Annotated in this window: 2 tRNA genes; both read left to right on the forward strand. The window is 52.6% G+C overall.

Annotated elements, in window-relative coordinates:
- Positions 1 to 83: 83 nt before the first annotated feature.
- Positions 84 to 167 (forward strand) — tRNA-Leu (locus tag SB724_RS19585).
- Positions 168 to 176: 9 nt separating this feature from the next.
- Positions 177 to 251, forward strand: a tRNA-Gly gene (locus SB724_RS19590).
- The last annotated feature ends 95 nt before the right edge of the window (positions 252 to 346 follow it).

Below are 346 nucleotides of genomic sequence, written 5' to 3' on the forward strand. Positions count from 1 at the left end.
CCATTAGCTCAGTTGGTAGAGCATCTGACTTTTAATCAGAGGGTCGAAGGTTCGAGTCCTTCATGGCTCACCATGTTTTTCTTGCGGATGTGGCGGAATTGGCAGACGCGCTAGAATCAGGCTCTAGTGTCTTTACAGACGTGGGGGTTCAAGTCCCTTCATCCGCATTGCCAAACGCGGAAGTAGTTCAGTGGTAGAACATCACCTTGCCAAGGTGGGGGTCGCGGGTTCGAATCCCGTCTTCCGCTCCAACTATACTATACCATCCATGCCGGGGTGGTGGAATTGGCAGACACACAGGACTTAAAATCCTGCGGTAGGTGACTACCGTGCCGGTTCAAGTCCG

The sequence above is a fragment of the Bacillus sp. SIMBA_031 genome (genome assembly GCF_046535225.1).
Lineage (GTDB): Bacteria > Bacillota > Bacilli > Bacillales > Bacillaceae > Bacillus > Bacillus velezensis.